The sequence below is a fragment of the Streptomyces sp. NPDC016845 genome (genome assembly GCF_044332585.1).
GTDB lineage: Bacteria > Actinomycetota > Actinomycetes > Streptomycetales > Streptomycetaceae > Streptomyces.
In genome coordinates this window covers 1,321,968-1,338,193 of the sequence record NZ_JBIRPI010000001.1, presented here as the reverse complement: position 1 = coordinate 1,338,193, position 16,226 = coordinate 1,321,968, and the positions used below count along the sequence as shown (strand labels likewise).

Genomic DNA, 16,226 nt, shown 5'->3' with positions numbered 1-16,226 from the left:
ACGGGCCGGCACACCCGGACGGGCCGGGACCAGCGGACGGGCCGGGACAACCGGGCGAGCTGGCACGCCCGGACGGGCCGGGACCACCGGACGAACCGGGACCGCCGAGCGAGCTGGCACACCCGGACAGGCCGGGACCACCGGACGAACCGGGACCGCCGAGCGAGCTGGCACACCCGGACAGGCCGGAACCACCGGACGAGTCGGGACCACCGAGCCAACCGGCACACCCGGACAGGCCGGGAAGACCCGACGGGTCAGGACGACGGGACAGGGTGGCGCACACGGACGAGCCGACGCGGCCGGACGAGCCGGGAGCACCGGGCGGGCCGGGCGGGCCGGGCGGGCCGGGCGGGCCGGGACGACCGGACAAGCCGGGGCGATTGGGCAAGCCGGGACGATTGGACAAGCCGGGGCGGCCGGACAAGCCGGGGCGGCCGGACAAGCCGGGACGGATGAGGCGGGTAGGGCCCTGTACGTCTACGCGGTCGTTCCCGCCGGGACTCCGCTGCCCGCCGACGCCACCGGCGTGGGCGAGCCGCCCGCCGCACCACGCACCCTGCGCGCGGGCGCACTCGCCGCGGTCGTCAGCGCCGCACCCGCACGTCTGCGCGCCCGGCGCCGCGACCTGATGGCCCACCAGAACCTGCTGACGGCGCTCGCCGAGGCCGGACCCGTCCTCCCGATGCGCTTCGGCGCCGTGGCACCGGACGAGGACGCCCTGCGCGCCCAGCTAGGCGCCGCCGAGGCCGAACACCTGGCCACCCTCGAACGCCTCGCCGGGCACGTGGAGATCAACGTCAAGGCTCTGCCCGCCGACGACGCCCTCGCCGCGCTCGTCGCCGGTGAGCCGACCGTACGACGGCTGCGCGACGCGGCACGCCGACGCCCCGGCTACGAGGCCAACGTGCGCCTGGGCGAAGCCGTCGCCGCCGCCCTGGCCCGCCGCGCGGCCGACGCCGGACGGCAGGCGCTGCACGGCCTCGCCTCGATGGCCCGCGCGGTGACCACGGGGCCCGACGTACCGGGGTGCGCGCTCAACGTGTCGTTCCTCGTGGCCCGTTCGGACACCGAGCGGTTCCGCGCCGCCGCCGAACGGTTCGCCGCCGCGCACCGCGAGCACGTCGAGCTCCGCCTCGCCGGACCGCTCCCCTGCTACAGCTTCGTCGGCACCGGGGCCTGACGATGGGGCTGATCTCCGGAGTGCTGCTCCTCCCCCTCGCCCCGGCGCGCGGCGTCGTCTGGGTCGCCGAACGGCTCAGGGACGCCGCCGAGCGCGAGCTGTACGACCCCGGGGTGATCCGCGCGCAGCTCGCCCAGCTCAACCAGGAGCTGGACGAAGGGTTCATCTCCCTCCCGGAGTTCGAGAAGCGCGAGGAGCGGCTGCTCGACCGGCTGTACGCCGCGCAGACCCGGACCCGCCCGACGCCGACACACAGAAGGTGACACACGCATGGACGACCAGAGCAAAGTGGCGCTCGCGACCGCCGTGGTGGGCGGGTACGTACTGGGCCGGACCAAGAAGGGCCGGCTGGCTCTGACCGTCGCGACCTATCTGGCGGGCCGCCGGTTCGCCCTCGACCCCCGCCAACTGGCCACCCAGGGCATGCGCAAACTCAGCGAGACGCCCCAGTTCGCGGAGCTCCAGAACCAGCTCAGGGGCGAGGTCCTCGGCGCGGGCCGCCAGGCCCTCACCGCCGCCGCCAACCGCGGCATGAACTCCCTCGCGGACGCGATCGGCGACCGGACGGCGCGGCTCACCGGGTCGCAGGACTCCGAGGACGACGAGGACGCGTACGACGAGTACGACGAGGACAGCGAAGACGGCGAGGACTCGGACGACTACGACGACGAGGACGAGGACGGGGGGTACGGGCAGCGAGCCGCCTCCGGCGAGGACGACGACGAGGACGAGGACGAGGACGATTACGACGACCTGGCCGAGGACGAGGACCAGGACGGCGAAGAGGACGGCGAGGACGCGTACGAGGACGAGGACGAGCCCCGAGGGGAGGACGACGAGGACGAGGATGACCAGGACGCGGAGGAGGACGAGGACGAGCCCGAGGAGGACGCCCCCGCCCCGCGCGGCCCCCACCGCAGGAGGGCCCCCGCCGCGCCGTCCGAGCGCGGCGGAACGCCCCACCGCCACGCCCCCTCGAAGCGGACGCCCGCCGCGCCCAGGAAGTCCCCCGCCAAGAGGCCCGCCCGAGCCGAGAAGTCGGCGAAGAAGGCCGCCCCGGCGAAGAAGACCGGGTCGGCGAAGAAGTCGGCCCCCGCGAAGAAGTCACCACCGGCCAAGAAAGCGCCGCCAGCCAAGAAGTCACCACCAGCCAAAAAAGCGCCGCCACCTAAGACGTCATCACCGGCCAAAAAATCCGCCCCGGCAAAGAAGACCGCCGAGAAGAAGACGGGGACGGCAAAGAAGTCGGCCCCCGCCAAGAAATCCGCTCCGGCGAAGAAGTCGGCCCCGGCCAAGAAGTCGTCGCCCGAAAAGTCCGCGGCGAAGAAGACCAGCCCCGCGAAGAAGTCCGCGCCGGCCAAGAAGTCGCCGCCCGCCAAGAAGACCGCCGCGAAGAAGACGTCCCCGGCGAAGAAGTTGACCACCAAGAAATCCGCCGCTAAGAAGTCGGCGTCAGCCAAGCGCGCACCCTCCAAGCGCGCCGATCGGCGGAGGTAACCCGTCATGGCACAGAACGACAGGGACGAGTCCGGCACGTCCGAGGAGTCGGGGCTCGGCCGGCTCAAGGACGAGCTGACGAAATTCGCTGGTGCCCAGGTCCAGAATCTGGCCGAGAAGGCGGGCGACAAACTCACCGGCCTGACCGACAAGTTGAGCGACGCGGCCGACAACCCGGGTTCACTGGCCTCCATCGGCTCCCGCGTGCTCCAGGGCGAGTCGCCGGTCAAGGCGTTCGTCTCCGACAAGGCCAAGGGCGCCAAGGACGCGGTGGTGGACAAGGCGAAGCAGGCCTTCGGAGGCGGGGGCGGCGGTGGCGGCGGCGGTGGCGGTGGCGGTGGCGGCCGCAAGTCCGGCGACAACAAGGTCATGAACATCATCGAGGTCCTCGACGTGGGCGTGCCGCTGCGTACCGCCTACAACGCCTGGTCGGAGTACGACCAGTTCAGCGGCTTCACCAAGGGAGTGCGAGACGTCTCGAAGAGCGACGAGACGGAGAGTGACTGGAAGGTCAAGATCGGCCCTTCCTCACGGAGCTTCAAGGCCACGGTGCAGGAGCAGATCCCGGACGACCGGATCGTCTGGACCTCCGAGGGCGCGAAGGGCAGCACGCGCGGCGCGGTCAGCTTCCATGAACTCGCACCGACGCTGACACGGATCGTCCTGGTCGTCGAGTACTACCCGTCCGGATTCTTCGAGAAGACGGGCAACCTGTGGCGCGCCCAGGGCCGCCGCATGCGCCTGGACTTCAAGCACTTCCAGCGCTACGTCACGCTCACCGAGGAGGAGCCGGAGGGCTGGCGCGGCGAGATCCGGGACGGCGAGGTAGTCCTCTCCCACGAGGACGCCGTCGAACAGGAGGAGCAGGAGGAGCAGGCACAGCAGGAGGATCAGGAGAACGACGAGAACCAGGACGACGACGAGGGCTACGAGGACGGAACCGGCGAGGACGAGCCCGAAGAGGACGAGGAAGACGACCAGGCCGACGAGGACGACGAGGACGACGAGGACGACGAGGACGCGGACGCCTACAACGGCGAGGACGAGGACGAGAACGACGACCAAGAGGCCGACGAGAACGAGGACGAGAACGAGGACGACTGGGAGGACCCGCCCAGACGCCCGAGCCGTAAGCGCCGGGCAGGAGCGTCCAGGTGACCGACCTCGATCACCGGCACGAGATGTCCCCGGTGCCCGGCCCCCCGAGCACCAACCTCGCCGACATCCTGGAGCGCGTACTCGACAAGGGAATCGTCATCGCCGGGGACATCAAGATCGACCTCCTCGACATCGAGCTGCTCACCATCCGGCTCCGCCTCTTCGTCGCCTCCGTCGACACCGCGAAGAAGGCGGGCATCGACTGGTGGGAGACGGACCCGGCGCTCAGCTCACACGCGGCCCGCGACGCGCTGCGCGACGAGAACCGTGAGCTGCGCGCGCGGCTGGACGCGCTGGAGGACAGGGAAGAAAGGGAAGAAGAGGAGCAAGGCCAGACATGACACACCCCGCCCCCGCCGCACCCGCCCCCGCCGCACCCGCCCCCGCACCCGCCCCCGCCGCACCTGCCTCCGCCACCTACGTGTTCGCCGTGTGTCGCCCCACCAGAGCCGTCAGCACGGCCGACCACTCCGCCCTCGCGGGCATGCCCGGCGGCGGACCGGTGCGGCTGCTGTCGTCCGGCGCGCTGGCTGCCGTGGTCCAGTCGGTGCCGGCCGCCGACTTCACCGACGACGTGTGGCAGGTCCGTCTTTCGGACCGCGCGGAGCTCGAGCGGTACGCGCGGTCCCATCACGAGGTGGTGTCCGCGGTGGCCGCGCACGGCGCGACGGTGCCGCTGCCGCTCGCCACGCTGTACAACGACGACGAACGGGCCCGCGCCGTCCTCGACGACGAGGGCGCACGGTTCCACCAGGCGTTGAAGCGCGTCGCGCACCACACGGAGTGGGGTGTGAAGGTGTTCCGGCCCGCGCCGTCACCGGAACGCCGGGCCCCGGCCGCCACCACGGCCACACCCTCCGGACATCCGGCGCCGGGCGCCGGTCTCGCCTATCTGCACCGCAAGCGCGGTCTGCACGAGCGTCGGGAGCGCGGCCGGGAGGAGGCGCTGGAGGTCGCGGAGTCGGTCGACGCCGAGCTGCGTCCGCTCGCGGCGGCGTCCCGCCGGCTGCGTACGCACGGCGCCGCCCTGGTGGGCGAGCGGCGCGTACACGTACTCAACGCCACGTATCTCGTCGCGGAGGACCGGGCGGACGAACTCCGGGCCCGGGTCGGGTCGTTGCGCGAGCGGACCGGAGCGCGGATCGAGCTGTCGGGGCCCTGGGTCCCGTACTCCTTCGTCGGCGAGGTGTGAGCGGCGTGGAACGCGACGTAGTGCCCTGGGACACCCCGGAGCCGTTGAGCGGACCCATCGGGGTGCCGCTCGTCGACCTGCTCGACCGGGTGCTCGCGACGGGGGTGGTGGTCAGCGGGGATCTCGTCATCGCCATCGCGGACGTGCCGCTCGTACGGCTCTCGCTGCACGCGCTGTTGTCGTCGGTGAGCGAGCGTGTGCCCGCGCCGTGGGCGGACGGGGGCCCGCTGTGACGGACGGCGCGCGGGTCGACCTCGACTCGGAGAAGGTGGGCCGGGATCTGGTGGCGCTGGTGCTCACCGTGGTCGAGCTGTTGCGGCAGTTGATGGAGCGGCAGGCCATCCGCCGCGTCGAGCAGGGTGATCTCAGCGACGCGAAGGTCGACGAGATCGGTACGACGCTGATGCTGCTCGACCAGCGCATGCGGGAACTGTGCGAGCAGCACGGGCTGAGCCCGGACGATCTCAACCTGGACCTGGGACCGCTCGGCTCGCTCCTCCCCCGCGACTGAGCAGCACACGGCTGAGCAGTACGCGACTGAGCAGCACACGGCTGAGCAGCACGCGACTGAGCGTCACTCGAATGGCAGCCCGCGCCGCGCGGGCGCACAGTGAGGAAGGGGACCTCACGGGCGGGCTCCTCCGTCCGTGCCGGCGACTCATTGTGAGGCGGCCATGTCCGACATCGGAACCGGAACCCCCAGCGCGACGACAGCGGGCGCGCATCGGAAGAACGGTCAGAGCAGCGGCACGCGCGGTACGACGACCATCGCCGACAGTGTGGTGGCCACCATCGCCGGGATAGCGATCCGGGAGACGGACGGCGTCCGTTCCGTCGGCAAGGGCGCGTCCAAGGCGCTGGGGGCGGTCTCCAACCGCATGCCCGGCTCCTCCTCGTCCCCCGGCCGCTCCGTGAAGGCGGAGGTGGACGAGGAGAAGGTGTCGATCTCGGTCGACGTCGAGGTCGAGTACGGCGTGCCCATCCACGAACTGGCGAAGGACATCCGCAGCCGTGCCGTCGAGGCGGTCGAGACCATGACGGGGCTCGACGTGACCGAGATCGACATCAACGTCTTCGACGTACATGTCCCGGACGACGACGACGACGATGACGACGACGCTGGCAGTGGGGGCGGCAGCGGCGCCGGTGCACGTCTGCGCTGACGGGTCAGGCGGCGGCCTGACCGCCCGCGTGGGCGCGGACCTGGGCGCAAGAGCGGTTGATGAGCCGGGAGACGTGCATCTGGGAGATGCCGACCTTCTCGGCTATGCCCGCCTGGGTCATGTCCTCGAAGTAGCGCAGGTAGAGGATGGTGCGCTCGCGCTCGGGCAGAGCCCGCAGGCCCTCCTTGGCGGCTTCGCGGTCGGTGATGACGTCGAAGCCGCTCTCCGTGTGCCCCAGGGTGTCGGCGAGGCTGAGCCCCTCGCCGTCGCCCGCGGCCCCCGCGGCCTCGGCGTCGAGGGAGAGGCAGCGGTAGCTCTCCAGGGCCTCCATGCCGTCGCGGGCCTCGTCCGGGGTGAGGCCCGCCTGTGCGGCGATCTCCTCCAGGGCCGCCTCACCGGCGTGGCCCGGCCGGTCCATGACCTCGCGGCGGGCGACGCGGACCTTGTTGCGCAGGTCCTGGACGCGGCGCGGGACGCGGACGTCCCAGGTGTGGTCGCGGAAGTGGCGGCGCAGTTCACCGGTGATGGTGGGGACCGCGTAGGACTCGAAGGCGCCGCGCCCCGGCTCGTAGCGGTCGACGGCCTTGACCAGGCCCATGGCGGCGACCTGCTTGAGGTCGTCCGTGTTCTCGCCCCGGTTGCGGAACTTCATGGCGAGCCGGTGCGCCATGGGCAGCCACGCCTCCACCAACTCCTGGAGGAGGAGGTCGCGTTCGGGTCCGTCGGGAGCGGCGGCGAGCCGGTGGAAAGCCTCGGTGGTCTCGGGCGCGTCATCGTGCGGGCGGCGTACGGCTGCCATCTGGATGTCCTCCTGTCCCTGCTTCCGGCTGAAGTGACCGTGAGGGCGGCGGCGGGACCGGCGTCCGGGCACAGCGCCCCTCACAGAGGCCTGTGGTCCCAAGCACTCACGCCCACTTGCCCGAGGCCCCGGGACGCAAACAAGGCCGATGGCCATCGTTCTCGGAAGGCTGAGATCATGGTCGGCATGGACATCCTCCACAGGAACAATGTCACCGTGACCGGTAACCCGGAGGGGCCCGCAGTGGTCCTCGCGCACGGCTTCGGGTGCGACCAGAACATGTGGCGGCTGACCGTGCCCGCTCTGGAGCGCGACCACCGCGTGATCCTCTTCGACTACGTCGGCGCGGGCCGCTCGGACCTGTCCGCGTTCTCCGCGGAGCGCTACGGCTCCCTCGACGGGTACGCGCGGGACGTGGTGGAGGTGTGCGAACGGCTCGACCTGCGCGACGCGGTCCTCGTCGGCCACTCGGTCAGCTCGATGATCGGTGTGCTGGCCGCGCGGCGCGCCCCCGGGCGGATCGGTGCGCTCGTGATGGTCGCCCCGTCCCCGCGCTACATCGACGACGAGGGGTACCGGGGCGGGTTCAGCGAGGGCGACATCGAGGAGCTCCTGGACTCCCTGGACGCGAACTACCTGGGCTGGTCGGCGGCGATGGCCCCGCTCATCATGGCCAACCCGGACCGTCCCGAGCTGGGCGAGGAGCTGCGCAACAGCTTCTGTGCCACCGATCCGGAGATGGCGCGGGTGTTCGCGCGGACCACGTTCCTCTCCGACGCCCGCGACGACCTGAAGGACGTCCGGGTGCCGACACTGATCCTGGAGTGCGCCCAGGACGCCATCGCCCCGCGCGAGGTCGGCGCCTACGTGCACGAGGCGATCCCCGGGTCGGTACTCGTCACGCTCGACGCGACCGGGCACTGCCCGCACCTGTCCGCGCCGGAGGCCACCAACGCGGCACTGACCTCGTTCCTCGGGGGGCTGCGATGATGTGCCGCACCGGCGGCGGCGCCGAGGGACCGGACGGCGGGACGGCCGCGGCGGTCAGCTTCGCGGCGCTCCTGGAGGACAGCCCGGAGGACCTGTACGACCACGCGCCGTGCGGCTATCTCTCCACTCTGATGGACGGCACCGTCGTCAAGCTCAACGACACCCTTCTCGCCTGGCTGGGCCTGGACCGGGAGGCGGTGGTGGGGCGGCTGCGCTTCGCCGACCTGCTGACGGTGGGCGGCCGGTTGTACCACGAGACGCACTTCGCGCCGCTGGTGAAGATGCAGGGCGAGATCAGCGGGGTGGCTCTGGAGCTCAGGCGGGCCGACGGCTCCCGGCTGCCGGTGCTGGTCTCCGCGGTGGTCAAGTACGGCTCGACCGGGACACCGCTGCTGACCCGCCTCACCGTCTTCGACGCCACCGACCGCCGCGCCTACGAGACGGAGCTGCTGCGCGCCCGCAAGGCCGCCGAGGAGTCCACGCGTCAGGCCCGCGCCGACCGGGCCCGACTGCAGCAGGCCCTCGCCGTCCTGCAGCAGTCGCTGCTGCCCGCGTCGCTGCCCGAGATCCCCGGGATGGAGGCGGCCGCGTACTACCACACGGCCTCCCCCGACCGGCTCGGCGGCGACTTCTACGACGTCTTCCCGCTGGACGGGGAGCGCTTCGCGTTCTTCCTCGGCGACGTGTGCGGCAAGGGTCCCGAGGCGGCCGCGGTCACCTCGCTGACCCGGTACACGCTGCGCGCGGCCACGATGCACGACACCGACCCGGTGGCCGCGCTGACCACGCTCAACCAGGTCCTGTACGAGCGCTACTCGGGGGTCGACCCGCGGTTCTGCACCGCGATCCTCGGTTTCCTCGAACCCGGCCCGGAGCCCGGTCACGTCAGGGTCCGACTGGCCTCGGGCGGCCATCCGCCGGCGCTCGTCCTGCGCGGCTCCGGCACCGCCGACTACCTGCCCACCCCGGGCGGCCTCCTCGTGGGCGCCCTGCCCTCCCCCCGGTTCGCCGTCGCCACCACGACCCTCGCCCCGGGCGACACCCTGCTGCTCTACACCGATGGTGTGCTCGAGGCCCGGACCGGCCCCGACCGCTCGACCCTCTTCGGCGACGACGCCCTGCGCGCCTTCACCGCCGAGCACGCGGGCCCCGCCGAGTCCGTCATCGCCGCGCTGAGCGGCCTGCTGAGCGGACTCGGCGAAGGGCTCGACGACGACACCGCCCTGCTCGCCCTGGGCGTGCCCCTCACCACCGCGACCACGAAGGGCACGCCATGAGCCCGCTGAAGATCACCACGAGACAGAGCGCCACGGGGCCCGTGGTCGAGGTCGTCGGCGACCTCGACCACGACAGCTCCCCGACGCTGCGCACCTACCTGCCCACCGTCGCCCTGCGACCGGGTGCGCTGCTCGTCCTGGACCTCGCCGGGATGCCGTTCTGCGACTCCAGCGGCATCAGCGCCCTGATCGCCGCGCGCAACCACGCCGAAGCCGCGGGCGCCGGCATCGCGCTTGCCGCCGTCCCTGCCAACACGCTGCGCATCCTGCGCATCGTCGGCCTCGACCAGGTCTTCGCGCTCCACCCGGACAGCGCGAGCGCGACCCGCGCCGCCTCCTGAAGTCGCTCAGGAATACGAGGTCACTCAGGAGGACGAGTCACTCAGGAGGACGGGGAGAACGGGCTCGGGTCGACCGCGAACATCCCGTCGAACGGGCTGTTCAGCTGGTGGATGAGGAGCACGGTGAAGGTGATGAGCGCGGACAGGCCCATCACCATCACGACATGGCTGAAGCTGCGCTTCACACCGAACATGAACATGAACGCGATGGTGAGGACACCGCCGACGATCAGGCCGAGCCAGATCACCGGTGACAGCTCGTCCCCCGCGTCGGACTCCCGGCCGCGGCGCGCCTCGCTCAAGGTGCTCAGCTGCGCCAACGTCTCCTGCCCCGTGGCCTGTTGGGCCGGGGTGGCGTCCGCCGGGACCTGACCGGTCGCCCGCACCTCGTTCAGGATGCGCCAGCCGGCCGAGCCCAGCGGAGCCTTCTCGGCCATCGCCGGCCACTCGGTGTCGGTGACGTGCCGCATGTACGTCTCGATCTCGCCGCGCATCCGTCCGGCCTGCTCGGCGGGCAGGCCCGCGGCGAGCAGATGGATCTGGTGCGCGGCGCTCGACTCGGTGGCCGTGTGGTCCTCGGCGCTGGAGTGCATGTCCCAGACCGACACCAGGGCGAGGCCGAGGACGAGCGCGTACAGGACGCCGACCATCATCGAGATGTACTCGGCGACGTCCTCGCGGGGTTCGTCGTCGGGACCGATCGGCTGGAAGCGGTGTTTGACCAGGACGACCACCCCGGCGAGCAGGGCGACGCCCAGGACGATGGCGAGGGTTTCGATCATCGGTGGGTCCCGGTTCGTGGGGGCGCGGTCAGAGTCTGCGGGAGCCGAAGACGGCGGCCGCGATGGCTGCGGGCAGCAGGATGAGGAAGAGGGCGGTGAGCACGCCCAGGTCGGTGGGGGTGTGGTCCTCGCGCATGAAGCGGCCGAGCAGTGAGCGCTGCGACGGCGTCGCGCTCGGAACGTCCCTGGGGACCTGGTCCGGCCGCTCGGCCGACGGCGGCTCCGCGGGCGGCTTCACGGGCGGCTTGGCAGGCGGCTTGGCAGAGGGCTTGGCAGGGGGCTTGGCAGGGGGCTTGGCAGGGGGCTTGGCAGGCGGTTTCACGGGCGGCTCGGCGGCGGGTGGTTTCGCGGGTCGGTCGCCGGGCGGTGGCACCGCGCCGAGGGGCCGTCCCGCCGCGTTCGGTGCGACGGCCCCGGGCGGCAGCCCGCCGGGCACCGTCCCCGTTCCCGGGGGCGTCGCGGGCACGCCGGGGGCGAGGCCCGGCGCCGTGAACATCCGCCCGGCCGCGCCCGGTTCCGTCCGGCCGGGTTGCGCCATGCCCGGTTGCGCCATGCCCGGTTGCGCCATGCCCGGTACCGCCGTACCCGGCGCCTCGCCGCCCGGTGGCACCGCCGGTGCGAGCGGCAGGGAGGCCAGCCCGCCCGCGGGCGCCGCGGCCGCGGGCGGCCCGACGAGCGGGCCCTTCCCGGGCTCCACGGGGGCCGCGGGTGCGGGCTTCGGCGGCGCGGGCTTCGGGGGCCGGGGTTTCGCAGGGGCCGCCGGGGCGCGGAGCGTGAAGCGCGCCGCCCCGCGCGCCGTGAGGAGCGGGGCCGGGACCAGCCCGCCGCGCGGGCCGAGCGTGCGGACGCGGTCGCTGCCGTCGGCCCGGCCCCGGCTCTCGTACGTGCCGGGCCCGCGCCGCACCACGGCGGCACAGGTCGCCTTCGCCCCAGGGGCGAGGTGGGCGACGACGGGCGGCCCGCCGGGGCAGCCGATCCGGTCGGGGGCGAGCACGGGGTCGGTGAGCCGGACGCCGTGGACGGTGCGGTTGCCGGTGTTGGTGACGGTGTAGCGGACCTCGGCCCGCCGGGGCCCGGTGACGCGCGCCGTCTCGGTCAGGGCCAGGGCGGCGCCGACCCCGGCGTAGCCGGACCGCGCACTGGCCTGGACGAGGGCGCGCAGGTTGGCCTGGCCCGCCGCCCGTACGTCGCCGGTCCACTTCCCGGGGCGCGCGGTCCCGGTGGCCGTGCAGCGCGCCGAGCGCAGACCGGTGAGCAGCGGCACCCGGCCCGTGGCGCCGGGGCAGCGGATGGGGACGCCCGGCAGCGCGGGGTCCCAGAGGCGTACGTCGTGCAGGTCGGCGCCGCCCCGGTTGACCAGGCGGTACGACTTGACGACGGGGTCGCCGACGCGGATGCCGGGGCGTAGGGCGCCCACCCCGGGCCGGGTGTTCACGCTGACGGTGAGGGCGAGCCCGCGCGTCCCGGCGCCGTCGGCGGTGGCGGGCCCGGCGGACCAGCAGCTCCCGGCGAGCAGGAGACCGGCGAGCAGCCATCGCGCCGCCGTCCGCCACCTCGCACACTCCGCTCCGATCATCACACCGGCCATGCTGAGCACGGACCCGGGCCGCCGCACGGCCCCCGCGCGCGTACACGCCCGGTGATTCACCCGAGCAGCGGCAGCGGCCCTGCCGAGCGGCCCGGCGCCGGTTCCACTGCTTGCAGGTGACGGACCAGGCACCGCGCGCGCCGGGCGCTCCCGGCCGGCACGCCGAACGGGCTCTGCGCACGGCCCTCGCCGAGGCCGGCGTGGCCCCGGAGGAGGCCGACCACGTCAACGCCAACGGCACGTCCACGCCGCGCGGCGACGCGGTGGAGGCTGCGGACCTGGCCCACGATTGAACAGACGGTCGATACTGGCGTCGGACCAGCACGACGCGGTCGCCCCGCGCCGTGCACCGCCTTGCTCACGTCACCCGGAGGCACCTGTGAAAATGTTGATCAATGTGGCCGAGTCCGTCGTCGCCGACGCGTTGCGCGGGATGGCGGCGGCCCACCCGGAGCTGACCGTGGACGTCGACAACCGGGTCATCGTGCGCAGGGACGCGCCGGTCGCCGGGAAGGTGGCCCTCGTGTCCGGCGGCGGCTCGGGGCACGAGCCGCTGCACGGCGGGTTCGTGGGCCCCGGGATGCTCTCCGCGGCCTGTCCCGGCGAGGTGTTCACGTCGCCGGTTCCGGACCAGATGGTGCGGGCCGCGGCGGCCGTGGACAGCGGCGCGGGCGTCCTGTTCATCGTGAAGAACTACACCGGTGACGTGCTCAACTTCGACATGGCGGCCGAACTCGCCGAGGACGAGGGCATCCAGGTCGCCAAGGTGCTCGTGAACGACGACGTCGCCGTCGTCGACAGCCTCTACACCGCCGGACGGCGCGGCACCGGCGCGACCCTGTTCGTCGAGAAGATCGCGGGCGCCGCCGCCGAGGAGGGGCAGCCTCTGGAGCGGGTCGAGGCGCTGGCCCGGCAGGTCAACGAGAGTTCGCGCAGCTTCGGCGTGGCGCTCGGCGCGTGCACCACGCCCGCGAAGGGCTCGCCCACCTTCGACCTGCCGCCCGGCGAACTGGAGCTGGGCATCGGCATCCACGGCGAACCGGGCCGCGAGCGCCGCCCCATGATGACGTCCGGGGAGATCGCGGACTTCGCCGTCGACGCGATCCTGCGGGACCTGAACCCGACCAGCCCCGTGCTCGCCCTGGTCAACGGCATGGGCGCGACGCCGCTGCTCGAGCTGTACGGGTTCAACGCGGAGGTGCAGCGGGTGCTCGGCGAGCGCGGGGTGCCCGTCGCCCGCACCCTCGTCGGCAACTACGTCACGTCCCTCGACATGGCCGGTGCCTCCGTCACGCTCTGCCAGGCGGACGAGGAGCTGCTGCGCCTGTGGGACGCGCCGGTCAGCACGGCGGGCCTGCGCTGGGGCATGTGACACCCCGCACCTCCTCGACCCTCGTACCTCTCACGCAAGGAGACCCTGTGCTCGACGCCGACTTCTTCCGGCGCTGGATGGCGGCGACCGCCGCCGCCGTGGACCGCGAGGCCGCCCGCCTCACCGATCTCGACTCACCCATCGGCGACGCCGACCACGGCAGCAACCTGCAGCGCGGCTTCACCGCCGTACGGGCCGCCCTCGACAAGGACGCGCCCGACACGCCCGGGGCCGTACTCATGCTCGCCGGACGGCAGTTGATCTCGACGGTCGGCGGCGCGTCCGGGCCCCTGTACGGGACCCTGCTGCGCCGCACCGGCAAGGCGCTCGGCGACGCGGCCGAGGTCGGCGAGGCCGATTTCGCGCAGGCCCTGCGCGCCGGGGTGGACGCGGTGGCGGCGCTCGGCGGGGCCGCGCCGGGCGACAAGACGATGCTGGACGCGCTCATCCCCGCGGTGGACGCGCTGAACGGCGGCGACTTCGGCGCGGCACGGACCGCCGCCGAGCACGGCGCGGAGGCGACGACGCCGCTCCAGGCCCGCAAGGGCCGGGCGAGTTACCTGGGCGAGCGCAGCGTCGGCCATCAGGACCCCGGGGCCACGTCGTCGGCGCTGCTCATCGGCGCGCTGGCCGAGACCGCGGAGGCCGCCGCGTGAGCGCCCCCGACAAGCCCGTCGGCATCGTGCTCGTGTCGCACAGCCAGGAAGTCGCGGAGTCCGTGGCGCGCCTGGCGGCCGGGCTCGCCGGGGGCGGCGCCACCGCCCCCGTGGCCCCGGCGGGCGGCACCGAGGACGGCGGCCTCGGGACGAGTTCCGAGCGGATCTCGGCGGCCGCGGCGCAGGTCGACCGCGGCTCGGGTGTCGCGGTCCTCGTCGACCTGGGCAGCGCGGTCCTCACCGTGAAGGCGCTGCTCGCCGAGGGCGACGAACTCCCGGAGGACACCCGCCTGGTGGACGCCCCGTTCGTGGAGGGCGCGATCGCCGCCGTGGTGTCGGCCTCGGCGGGGGCGGACCTGGAGGCGGTGGTGGCGTCGGCTCAGGAGGCGTACACGTACCGCAAGCAGTAAGTACTGCAAGAGGCAGGCACCGGCCTCTTGATGGGGACGCGTCACTCGTGCCATACAGGTTCCGTAGAGGTCTGTACCAATGCGGTCGACCCATTGCGGTCCTGGCGGAAGGCATGCCCGTGCGACGCGTCCCCCCACGCACTCTGCTCCCCCGGGCGGCCTGCGCCGCCGCCCTCCTCACGGCCCTGACCGGCTGCGGGCCGTTCCCGGACGGCGACGCCGAGGCCGACGGGCCCGCCCTGTCCGCACCGGTCGGCGTCACGGCGCAGGCCGGCAGCCCCACCTCCGTGCACGTCATGTGGAACCGGCCGGTGAGCACCACGGAGATCACCGGGTACGAGGTGTACCGGGGCTCCGTGCGCGTCAAGGAGCTGACCGCACAGCAGCACATGGTGGACGTCACGGGCCTGCGCGCGAAGACGCGCTACGAGTTCACGGTCCGGGCCCGCGGCGAGGACGGCTCCCTCGGACCGGTGAGCCGCCGCGTCAGCGTCAGGACCCCGGCCACCGTCGCCGCGGACCGCTCGGCACCGGGCAGGCCCGAGGGGCTGCGCGGACACGTGGACGGCGGCCGTGCGGCGACCCTGACCTGGCGCAGGGCCACGGACGACAAGGGCGTCGTCTCCTACGACGTCTACCAGGGCACCACGAAGATCCACAGCGTCGACGGGGGCCAGACCCGGGCTCTGCTCACCGGCCTCCGGCCCGGCACCGCCTACCGGTTCAGCGTGCGGGCGCGGGACGCCGCCGACAACGTCTCCCCCGCGAGCGACACCGTGCGGCTGACCACGGCACAGGGCAAGGACGAGGGCCCCGGGACCGCGCCGGACGACTTCCGTGCCGCGACGCGACGGGCGGACGGCGCGTACTACATCGACCTTAAGTGGACGCCGCCGCAGACGGGGGGCGAGGTCCCGGCGTACCAGGTGTACCTGGACGGGGAGCAGGCGACGACCGTGATGTGGGGCGACAGCGCGCCGCAGGGCGGGTCCGCGTACAGCTTCTACATCGGCAAGGAGGAAGGCGCCCGGCACCGGGTGAAGCTGCGCGCGCAGTTGCCCGACGGCACATGGGGCGCCTTCTCGCCGGAGCGGACGGTGACGACCGGCGGGTGAGGGGCGGCGGCGGGGCCCGGACGGCGGAGCCCGTCACCTGCCCGGCGGCGGTGCGCATGCGCCCGCCCGCGTCCGCGCGGTTGGCTGGGCGTCATGCGCACCGCCGCCCCGCCAGCCGTCCGCCGCGCCCTCGCCGTCGCGGCGCTGACCGCGCTGCCCTGGACGCTCGCCGCCTCCACCCCCGCCTTCGCCGACGGCGTCGACGTCCATGCCGACGGCTCGACGGTGACGGCCGCGGCGGACTCCTGCCCGTACGACGGCACCGCCGTACTCCTCGCCTCGGGCCAGGCCGACGCCGCCCAGGGCCGGCGGACGCCGCTCCGCGCGGGCACGGCGACCTGGCGGAACCTGGGCGCGGGCCTGTACCAGGTGGTGATCGTCTGCCCCGACGGCACGACCCAGGGCCCGGTCCCGGTGACCGTGCCGGCGAGCAGGACCACCTCCCCGGCCACCTCCACCAACCCCTCCGCCAGCCCCTCCGCCACAGCCCCCGCCCCGGCCTCCCCGAAGCCCTCCGCCTCCGCGACACCGCACCCGGTCGGCGGCGTACGGGGCGGGCTCGGCGGCGCCCTCAAGGACCCGCTCCCCTTCCGGTACGCGGTGGGCAGCGCGCTGCTCGTCGCCGCCGCGGCGGGCGGGGCCTGGTACCTGCGCCACCGGTGACCCGCCCCGCGGAGGCCCTCTTGTGGGCGCGGCGCACCCC

General features: G+C 73.5%; 21 protein-coding genes. 18 read left to right on the top strand and 3 right to left on the bottom strand.

The window, feature by feature from the left end; all coding sequences use genetic code 11:
- Positions 1-472 precede the first annotated feature (472 nt).
- The 9 genes from ACH4RC_RS05685 (at position 473) to ACH4RC_RS05645 (ending at position 6,193) form a co-directional block, all read left to right on the top strand.
- The gene (locus ACH4RC_RS05685; RefSeq protein ID WP_398195746.1) at positions 473-1,183 is read left to right on the top strand and encodes a GvpL/GvpF family gas vesicle protein; all 711 of its coding nucleotides are present in this window, start codon (positions 473-475) and stop codon (positions 1,181-1,183) included.
- Between the two features lie 2 nt (positions 1,184-1,185).
- A complete protein-coding gene (locus tag ACH4RC_RS05680; RefSeq protein WP_398195491.1) occupies positions 1,186-1,446 on the top strand; it encodes a gas vesicle protein GvpG in 261 nt (86 codons plus the stop codon).
- Between the two features lie 7 nt (positions 1,447-1,453).
- A complete protein-coding gene (locus tag ACH4RC_RS05675; RefSeq protein ID WP_398195488.1) occupies positions 1,454-2,680 on the top strand; it encodes a histone protein in 1,227 nt (408 codons plus the stop codon).
- Positions 2,681-2,686: 6 nt separating this feature from the next.
- Complete coding sequence (locus ACH4RC_RS05670) at positions 2,687-3,838, top strand: SRPBCC family protein (protein WP_398195486.1); 1,152 nt, start codon at positions 2,687-2,689, stop codon at positions 3,836-3,838.
- Positions 3,835-4,179 carry a gas vesicle protein gene (locus ACH4RC_RS05665; protein WP_398195484.1) on the top strand — a complete coding sequence of 115 codons (345 nt, stop codon included), beginning with the start codon at positions 3,835-3,837 and terminating at the stop codon, positions 4,177-4,179. Before ACH4RC_RS05670 ends, ACH4RC_RS05665 begins: the two co-directional genes overlap by 4 nt.
- Positions 4,176-5,030 (top strand): GvpL/GvpF family gas vesicle protein, encoded by an 855-nt coding sequence (locus ACH4RC_RS05660; protein WP_398195482.1) that lies wholly within the window; start codon positions 4,176-4,178, stop codon positions 5,028-5,030. The genes ACH4RC_RS05665 and ACH4RC_RS05660 overlap by 4 nt, the downstream gene beginning before the upstream one ends.
- A 5-nt stretch (positions 5,031-5,035) precedes the next feature.
- Positions 5,036-5,263: a gas vesicle protein gene (locus tag ACH4RC_RS05655; protein WP_398195480.1), complete on the top strand. Its 228-nt coding sequence runs from the start codon at positions 5,036-5,038 to the stop codon at positions 5,261-5,263.
- Entirely contained in the window at positions 5,260-5,541 is a 282-nt protein-coding gene (locus tag ACH4RC_RS05650; protein WP_398195477.1) for a gas vesicle protein K, read from the top strand. The genes ACH4RC_RS05655 and ACH4RC_RS05650 overlap by 4 nt, the downstream gene beginning before the upstream one ends.
- A 163-nt stretch (positions 5,542-5,704) precedes the next feature.
- Positions 5,705-6,193: an Asp23/Gls24 family envelope stress response protein gene (locus tag ACH4RC_RS05645; RefSeq protein WP_398195475.1), complete on the top strand. Its 489-nt coding sequence runs from the start codon at positions 5,705-5,707 to the stop codon at positions 6,191-6,193.
- 4 nt (positions 6,194-6,197) lie between these two features.
- On the opposite strand, the gene ACH4RC_RS05640 is transcribed toward ACH4RC_RS05645, so the two are convergent.
- Positions 6,198-6,992: a SigB/SigF/SigG family RNA polymerase sigma factor gene (locus ACH4RC_RS05640; RefSeq protein WP_398195472.1), complete on the bottom strand. Its 795-nt coding sequence runs from the start codon at positions 6,990-6,992 to the stop codon at positions 6,198-6,200.
- A gap of 186 nt (positions 6,993-7,178) precedes the next feature.
- Here ACH4RC_RS05640 and ACH4RC_RS05635 point away from each other — a divergent pair, with 186 nt between their 5' ends.
- Genes ACH4RC_RS05635 through ACH4RC_RS05625 form a run of 3 tightly spaced genes read left to right on the top strand, consistent with a single transcriptional unit; the run spans position 7,179 to position 9,600 of the window.
- On the top strand, positions 7,179-7,982 hold the full coding sequence (locus ACH4RC_RS05635; RefSeq protein WP_398195471.1) for an alpha/beta fold hydrolase: 804 nt from the start codon (positions 7,179-7,181) through the stop codon (positions 7,980-7,982).
- Positions 7,982-9,259, top strand: a complete 1,278-nt coding sequence (locus ACH4RC_RS05630) for a PP2C family protein-serine/threonine phosphatase (protein WP_398195744.1) — start codon at positions 7,982-7,984, stop codon at positions 9,257-9,259. Before ACH4RC_RS05635 ends, ACH4RC_RS05630 begins: the two co-directional genes overlap by 1 nt.
- On the top strand, positions 9,256-9,600 hold the full coding sequence (locus tag ACH4RC_RS05625; RefSeq protein ID WP_398195468.1) for an STAS domain-containing protein: 345 nt from the start codon (positions 9,256-9,258) through the stop codon (positions 9,598-9,600). The genes ACH4RC_RS05630 and ACH4RC_RS05625 overlap by 4 nt, the downstream gene beginning before the upstream one ends.
- 41 nt (positions 9,601-9,641) lie before the next feature.
- On the opposite strand, the gene ACH4RC_RS05620 is transcribed toward ACH4RC_RS05625, so the two are convergent.
- Positions 9,642-10,382, bottom strand: coding sequence for a hypothetical protein (locus ACH4RC_RS05620; protein ID WP_398195467.1), 741 nt, complete (start codon positions 10,380-10,382; stop codon positions 9,642-9,644).
- A gap of 28 nt (positions 10,383-10,410) precedes the next feature.
- Entirely contained in the window at positions 10,411-11,961 is a 1,551-nt protein-coding gene (locus ACH4RC_RS05615; protein ID WP_398195464.1) for a hypothetical protein, read from the bottom strand.
- 125 nt (positions 11,962-12,086) lie between these two features.
- Between ACH4RC_RS05615 and ACH4RC_RS05610 the strand changes: the two genes are divergently transcribed.
- From ACH4RC_RS05610 to ACH4RC_RS05585, 6 genes are all read left to right on the top strand, one after another.
- On the top strand, positions 12,087-12,263 hold the full coding sequence (locus ACH4RC_RS05610) for a hypothetical protein (protein WP_398195461.1): 177 nt from the start codon (positions 12,087-12,089) through the stop codon (positions 12,261-12,263).
- Between the two features lie 86 nt (positions 12,264-12,349).
- Complete coding sequence (gene dhaK / locus ACH4RC_RS05605) at positions 12,350-13,342, top strand: dihydroxyacetone kinase subunit DhaK (RefSeq protein ID WP_398195459.1); 993 nt, start codon at positions 12,350-12,352, stop codon at positions 13,340-13,342.
- Positions 13,343-13,389: 47 nt separating this feature from the next.
- A complete protein-coding gene (gene dhaL / locus ACH4RC_RS05600; RefSeq protein ID WP_398195457.1) occupies positions 13,390-13,998 on the top strand; it encodes a dihydroxyacetone kinase subunit DhaL in 609 nt (202 codons plus the stop codon).
- Positions 13,995-14,408, top strand: a complete 414-nt coding sequence (gene dhaM, locus ACH4RC_RS05595; protein WP_398195455.1) for a dihydroxyacetone kinase phosphoryl donor subunit DhaM — start codon at positions 13,995-13,997, stop codon at positions 14,406-14,408. The genes dhaL and dhaM overlap by 4 nt, the downstream gene beginning before the upstream one ends.
- A 113-nt stretch (positions 14,409-14,521) precedes the next feature.
- Positions 14,522-15,523, top strand: coding sequence for a fibronectin type III domain-containing protein (locus tag ACH4RC_RS05590; protein WP_398195452.1), 1,002 nt, complete (start codon positions 14,522-14,524; stop codon positions 15,521-15,523).
- 93 nt (positions 15,524-15,616) lie between these two features.
- Entirely contained in the window at positions 15,617-16,186 is a 570-nt protein-coding gene (locus ACH4RC_RS05585; RefSeq protein WP_398195451.1) for a hypothetical protein, read from the top strand.
- Positions 16,187-16,226 lie beyond the last annotated feature (40 nt).